5 protein-coding genes are annotated in these 6,244 nt (G+C 27.9%); 2 read left to right on the plus strand and 3 right to left on the minus strand.

All coding sequences use genetic code 11. The features are described 5' to 3' along the window. The first annotated feature begins 305 nt into the window (after nucleotides 1–305). Complete coding sequence (locus tag B2W91_RS01580) at nucleotides 306–1,550, plus strand: HlyC/CorC family transporter (protein WP_291578507.1); 1,245 nt, start codon at nucleotides 306–308, stop codon at nucleotides 1,548–1,550. Between the two features lie 294 nt (nucleotides 1,551–1,844). Here B2W91_RS01580 and recJ read toward each other — a convergent pair whose 3' ends face one another. Continuing rightward, complete coding sequence (gene recJ, locus B2W91_RS01585; protein ID WP_291578508.1) at nucleotides 1,845–3,611, minus strand: single-stranded-DNA-specific exonuclease RecJ; 1,767 nt, start codon at nucleotides 3,609–3,611, stop codon at nucleotides 1,845–1,847. Between the two features lie 165 nt (nucleotides 3,612–3,776). On the opposite strand from recJ, the gene B2W91_RS01590 reads away from it, so the two are divergent. Then, on the plus strand, nucleotides 3,777–4,595 hold the full coding sequence (locus tag B2W91_RS01590) for a TIM barrel protein (RefSeq protein ID WP_291578509.1): 819 nt from the start codon (nucleotides 3,777–3,779) through the stop codon (nucleotides 4,593–4,595). Nucleotides 4,596–4,638: 43 nt separating this feature from the next. Here the strand turns inward: B2W91_RS01590 and B2W91_RS01595 are convergent, their stop codons facing one another. Together B2W91_RS01595 and B2W91_RS01600 are read right to left on the minus strand one after the other, a co-directional pair. Continuing rightward, entirely contained in the window at nucleotides 4,639–5,598 is a 960-nt protein-coding gene (locus B2W91_RS01595; protein ID WP_291578510.1) for a hypothetical protein, read from the minus strand. A 77-nt stretch (nucleotides 5,599–5,675) separates the two neighbouring features. After that, nucleotides 5,676–6,244, minus strand: a 569-nt coding sequence (locus B2W91_RS01600; RefSeq protein ID WP_291578511.1) for a hypothetical protein, incomplete at its 5' end; no start/stop codon positions are given.

Consider the following 6,244-nt stretch of genomic DNA (forward strand, 5'->3'; position numbering starts at 1 on the left):
TTAAAAGGGACCTATGAGTTGTGCATTGTGCATTGTGAATTGTGAATTGAAATGCCTAAAGGTGTAGTTATATTTAGCTATATATTAATTTCTAAGGTAGTTTACCCATGCATATATATGCATAGTGGAAGTTATTTAAGATATGAGCTGTATTGATTACTAATTTCTACTTAAATATAGAAAAACTTGTCCTTAAGGAAATTTTTTAATAATTTTAAAATTTTTTCGAACTTTTGTAAATCTTATAGTTATGCTATAATATATCTATTAACTAAATATTGTGCTTTAAGGAGTGTGTTGTAATTTTGGAGCCTGGTAGTACGTGGCAATTAATTATTTTAATTATTCTCATATGTGGTTCTGCTTTTTTTTCTGCTTCTGAGACTGCACTTATGTCTCTAAGTAAAATTAGACTAAGACATATGGTAGATGAAGGTGTAAAAGGTGCAAATAAAGTTCAAAAGCTAAATGATGATCCAAGCAAACTTTTAGGGACTCTATTAGTAGGTAATAATATAGTAAACATCGCCAGTTCCTCTATAGCGACTGCTGTTGCTATAAAAATGTTAGGTTCTGAAGGAGTTGCTATAGCAACTATAGTAATGACTATAGTAATTCTTATTTTTGGAGAAATTACTCCTAAAACTTTAGCTTCACAAAATGCTGAAAAAATTTCTTTATTAGTTACACCTATCATATCTGTAGTCTCAATAATCTTAAAGCCTTTGGTTGTATTGACTACATTTATAGCTAATATTCTTATATCAATACTAGGCGGTAAAACTTCTAGTACTGCTCCTCTGATAACAGAGGCCGAATTAAAAACTATTGTAGATGTAAGTGAAGAAGAAGGCATTTTAGAAGTCGAGGAAAGGGAAATAATTCATAAGGTATTTGAGTTTGGCGACCTATATGTAAAAGATGCTATGGTCCAAAGAGTAGATATAATTGCCATAGAACTAAACTCTAATTTTGAAGAAATTATGCAGGTTATCAAGGAAGAGCAATTTTCAAGAATACCAATTTTTCAAGAAACTATAGATAATATAGTGGGTATTTTAAATGTTAAAGATATATTGATGGCTGATTTCAAAGAAGATGAGTTTCGTATAAAAGATCATATGAGAAAACCTTATTATACTTATGAATATAAGAAGGTTATTGATTTATTCAGAGAAATAAATAAAACCAGACAACATATGACCATAGTTTTAGACGAATATGGTGGTACTGTTGGTATTATAACCATAGAGGATATGTTGGAGGAGATCGTCGGAGAAATTGATGACGAATATGACGAACAACATTCAGAAATCACTATAATTAACGATAGTGAATACCTAGTTGATGGAAGTGTTAAAATTGAAGATATCAATGATCTTATAGGAACTGATATCCACTCCCATGAATTTGATTCTATTGGTGGTTTTATTATAGGCGAATTAGGGAAATTCCCACAGTTGAAACAACAAATTGTTTTTGAAAATAAAAAATTTATTGTTGAAGAAATTGAAAAAAATAGAATTAAAAAAGTAAAAATTTTATTATAGATTTATATAATTAATAATAAAAAAGGAAGGGTTATAAAAAGCCTTTCCTTTTTATTATTTTAAAGGTCACTTAATATAAGGATTCCCTATGAAGACTTAACTTATGCATGATTTTAATTTCTACAACAAAAATTCTTATTTATGGATTAAGAATTAAGAATTAAGGATGAATAATTATGGTTAAAACTCCACGTTCAAAGCCTTTGGAGTTTTCTTAAAATAAATTTATTTTAAGAAATTCACNNATTTTTTCCTAAATTCTTCATTATTAATTCTTAATTTCTATTGTATAAATTAGTTGGATATTTTAAAACTATTAATTTTTAATTGTATAGACACATTGCCGTTATAATCATTTATAGATGGCGAAAACACCATGTCCATCTTCAATCCTTGAGGATTTTCAAGCATATATTCATAGCTTTCTCCATATTCATCTTTTAGCATTTCAATAAATTCTTCTACTTTATTAAAGCATATTGCATCTATATATCTATTAGCTCCTGATATTCTACATCTAAACTTTAAAGTGTTTTTCTTTTCTCCGAGTATACTTATTTTTTCAATAGGTATATTTTTTTCTGCTAAAATTGGAGAGTTATTACCTTTACCAAAAGGCTCTAAACTGCGAATCTGTTCTATTAAATTAAAATCTATATATTTAAGTGGTAATCTTTCATCTATTCTTATTTTAGGAATCAAATCTTCTTTTGATAGTTCACAAAGCTCATTTAGCTTTTCTCTAAATAACGCTATGTTTTCTTCTTTTATTGAAAGTCCCGCTGCCATAGGATGTCCTCCAAATTTATGAAGTAAATCCTTGCATTTTATGAGTTCTTCAAACATATTATATTCTTCAATAGATCTTCCAGAACCTTTAGGCATTTCTTTACCTTTAGTTAATATTATAGTTGGTACATTAAATTTTTCTCTAACTCTGCCTGCTACAATACCTGCTATACTTTCATGTACATCTTCTTTATAAGCTACTAAAACCTTATCATTTATAAGTGATGAACTTTTTACCATATCAACTATTGCTTCTACACTATCATTAGTCATTTCCTGTCTTTTCTTATTTAATTCCACTAAAGTAGAAGCTAATTCTTTAGCCTTTTCTGTATCTTCACAAAGTAATAAATCTACAGATAGAAAAGCTGTCTCTAACCTTCCTGTAGCATTTATACAAGGCCCTATTAAAAATCCAATATGATATGAACTCATTTCATTTTTTATATTTAAAATTTCCTTCAATGCCTTTAAGCCTATATTCTTTGTATTATTCATTAGTTTAAGGGCTTCTTTAGCTATAACTCTATTTTCATCAATTAGATCAACTACATCACATATAGTTCCTATACCTGCAATTTCAATTAAATCATAGGCACTTTCTACAGAAACTCCCATAGCTTCATATAATGCATAGCTAAATTTAAATGCAATTCCTGCACCACATAAACTTTTAAAAGGATATTTACAGTCATTTCTTTTAGGATTTATAACTGCATCAGCTATAGGCATTTTATATACTCTCTCTCCATCTACATCTTCAAAAGGCAACTCATGATGATCAGTAATTACTACGGTCATTCCTAGTTCCTTTGCTCTCTCTACTTGTTCTAATGCAGAAATTCCATTATCACAAGAAATTATAGTATTATATCCCTCCTCCTTTATCTTCTCAATTCTTTCACTGCTCATACCATAGCCTTCATTTTCCCTATCTGGTATATAGAAACTTACCTTAGCATTACATTTTTTTAATGCTTTATATAATATAACTGTACTAGTAACGCCATCCGCATCATAGTCTCCATAAATCATTATTTTTTCATCTTGCTCTATGGCATTTTTAATTATTGATACTCCTTTTTCCATATCCTTCATAAGAAGCGGATCATGAAATTGGGAAAAGGTTGGATTTATAAATTTATTTATTTTATCAACGGTATCTATTTCTCTATTCACCATTATTTTTACTATAATTGGGTTCAAGCCTACTTCTTTGGCCAGTGACTTAACATCTGTCTTAGTAGTTCTAAGCATCCATTTACTTTCCATTAGTTCACCTCTTAAATCATACTATTTAACATTATAGCAAAGATTTAAATAAATTTACAATTGACCTTTATTTAATTTGTGAATTCTGAATTGCCTAAGAACAATTATAAATTTATTCAAAAGTATGATATAATCACATCATACTTTAATTTTTGAGGTGATTTAATGGATAAATTATTATTTGGAATTTCTGGTCTTCCTCTTGGAGATGAAAATACAAAATTTACTTATAAAACTGGCATCCCTCATTTAAAAAATTTAGGATTAGATGCAATGGAACTACCTTTTGTTCGCTCAGTTAATATAACAGATAAGAATAAAGATGATGTTTTTAAAGCTAAGGAAGAAAATAACTTTTATCTTTCTGCCCATGGCTCTTATTATATAAACCTAAATTCTGATGAAATTGAAAAACGCGAAAAATCTATTGAGCGTATAATTAAGGGAGCGGAAGGGCTTCAAAAAGTAAATGGACGAAGTTTAATATTTCATCCCGGTTTTTATTTAAAAGATTCTCCAGAAGAGACCTTTGATACTATTGAAGAAAATTTAAGAAAAATTCCACACTTTGGAGTAGATTATAGATTAGAGACTACAGGTAAACCTACTCAGTTTGGTTCTCTTGAAGAGCTAGTTGAGCTTTGCAAAAGAGTTTCTACTTGTAAATTATGTGTAGACTTTTCTCATTTGCATGCAAGATATAATGGTGCATTAAAAGAATATGATGATTTTGCAAAAATATTATCACATATAGGAAATAATTTAGGCCAGGAAGCATTAGATGATATGCACATTCACATATCTGGTATAAACTATGGTCCTAAAGGTGAAAAAAACCACCTTCCTTTTGAAGAAAGTGATTTTAACTACATTGCTTGTATGAAAGCTTTTAGAGATTTTAATATAAAGGGATGTGTAATTTGCGAAAGTCCTATTCTTGAAAATGATGCTCTACTTATAAAGAAAATTTATGAATCATTATAGAAAAAGCTAAGAATAAGATATTTTTCTTATTCTTAGCTTTTTATTATAATGAAATCCTTTTAATCATCGGCAATTGATTTTTTATTTTATAATCAATTTCTTTTATTATTCTATATATACTTAAAGCAGATGTCCCCAAAAGCCACGGTAGGCTAAAAATCACGAATTCACGAACATCTGAATTTTTCAGTATTAACATAAAATTGCTCATATTTAAAGGCATATCTATGCCTATTATATATAAAATAATAAATATTATTTCTGCAGAAAATATAGAAAAAATAGTGGAAAGAATAACAATGTATTTTGTGTTTTTGCCGATTTTCCCACTTAAAAATTTATATCCTAGAAATGTGCATTCTGCAAAGATGGCTCCTGAAACTATCACTAAATCTTCAAAAAATAAAATTATCATTATATTTATTATAAAGGCTGCTATTCCTCCAAATATAGCGCCTATAGCTCCCCTAATATAGTTTTTATGTTCTAGCTCTAAAGTATCTCTTTCAGTTATAATCCTATTAATCTCTTCTGTATAGCATGTTTCATGAACTTCACATAATATATTAGTTTTAAGTATAACTTTATTAGCACCATTTTCTCCACAAAACATACATCTGTTTTGCAGACGCATATTTGATAAATTTAAAAACATAGTAAAATCACTTAATATATTTTCTAACTTTCTTCCACTTAAATACCACATTTTCTCTGATATAATTATTTGTAAAATTTCTTCTTCAAAAAAATAATTTTTAATATTAAATTTTTTAGCATTATTATCTAAGTAACTTTGAATTGCTTTAATCTCCTGCTGAGATATCCCCTTTAGTGGTACGAATATATGCTTGCATTTATCACCTTGAAAAACTGTAAAATTATAATTATTATATTTCCCACATATAAACTTCTTATATCTTTTCCAACCTTTAGCTTTGAATCGTCTAAATCCAAACATTATAAATAAATTATAGGTTTCATTAAATATTTTTCTATTAAGCATTTATTTTCTCCTGTCATAATTTTTTTAAAAAGATAATCTTCATATAGAGATTCTACTAAAACTATGTACTCTTAACTTTACTTATGTTTGCCCTTATCTTTTTTATAATGAAACTTTTTAAGTTTTGATGATAAATCTTTAATTTCGGTATCAATTCCTCGTATCATACCAACAATTCCCAAAATTGCCATAAATAAATCCTTTAATAAATCTACTGCAATTAATGAATCGTTTTCACTTAGAGTTATTAAATAAATAAAATTCTCTATACTAAAAGGTATTCCAGCGCCTATCATGTAAAATACATAAGTCATTATTTGCATAAATATTACTGAAAAAATAGTTGAGAAAATGCTTGAAAAAATAACAATATATTTAGTTCTCTTATTTAATACTCCTCCTAAAAATTTATATCCCTCAAATGCTCCAACTGCAATAAACACACCGATAAAAATCATACTTCTATCTAAAAACACGATAAATAAAAAATTTAATATTGCAACTATACTACTTACCAGTATAGCCCCTATAATTCCCCTAAAATAATTTCTATTCTGTGATATTAAGTTATCTCCTTCAACGGTAAACTTATTATTTTCTTCTACATAACACGCCTCATGAGTCTCGCATAATATATTTGCTTTAA

It is taken from the genome of Clostridium sp. UBA6640, assembly GCF_002455975.1.
In the GTDB taxonomy this organism is placed as follows: Bacteria; Bacillota; Clostridia; order Clostridiales; family Clostridiaceae; genus Clostridium_J.

Bases quoted from the DNA above. Each gene is read 5' to 3' on its own strand.
- recJ (WP_291578508.1), bottom strand. From the start codon at position 3,611: ATGGAAAGTAAATGGATGCTTAGAACTACTAAGACAGATGTTAAGTCA.
- B2W91_RS01590 (WP_291578509.1), top strand. From the start codon at position 3,777: ATGGATAAATTATTATTTGGAATTTCTGGTCTTCCTCTTGGAGATGAA.
- B2W91_RS01595 (WP_291578510.1), bottom strand. From the start codon at position 5,598: ATGCTTAATAGAAAAATATTTAATGAAACCTATAATTTATTTATAATG.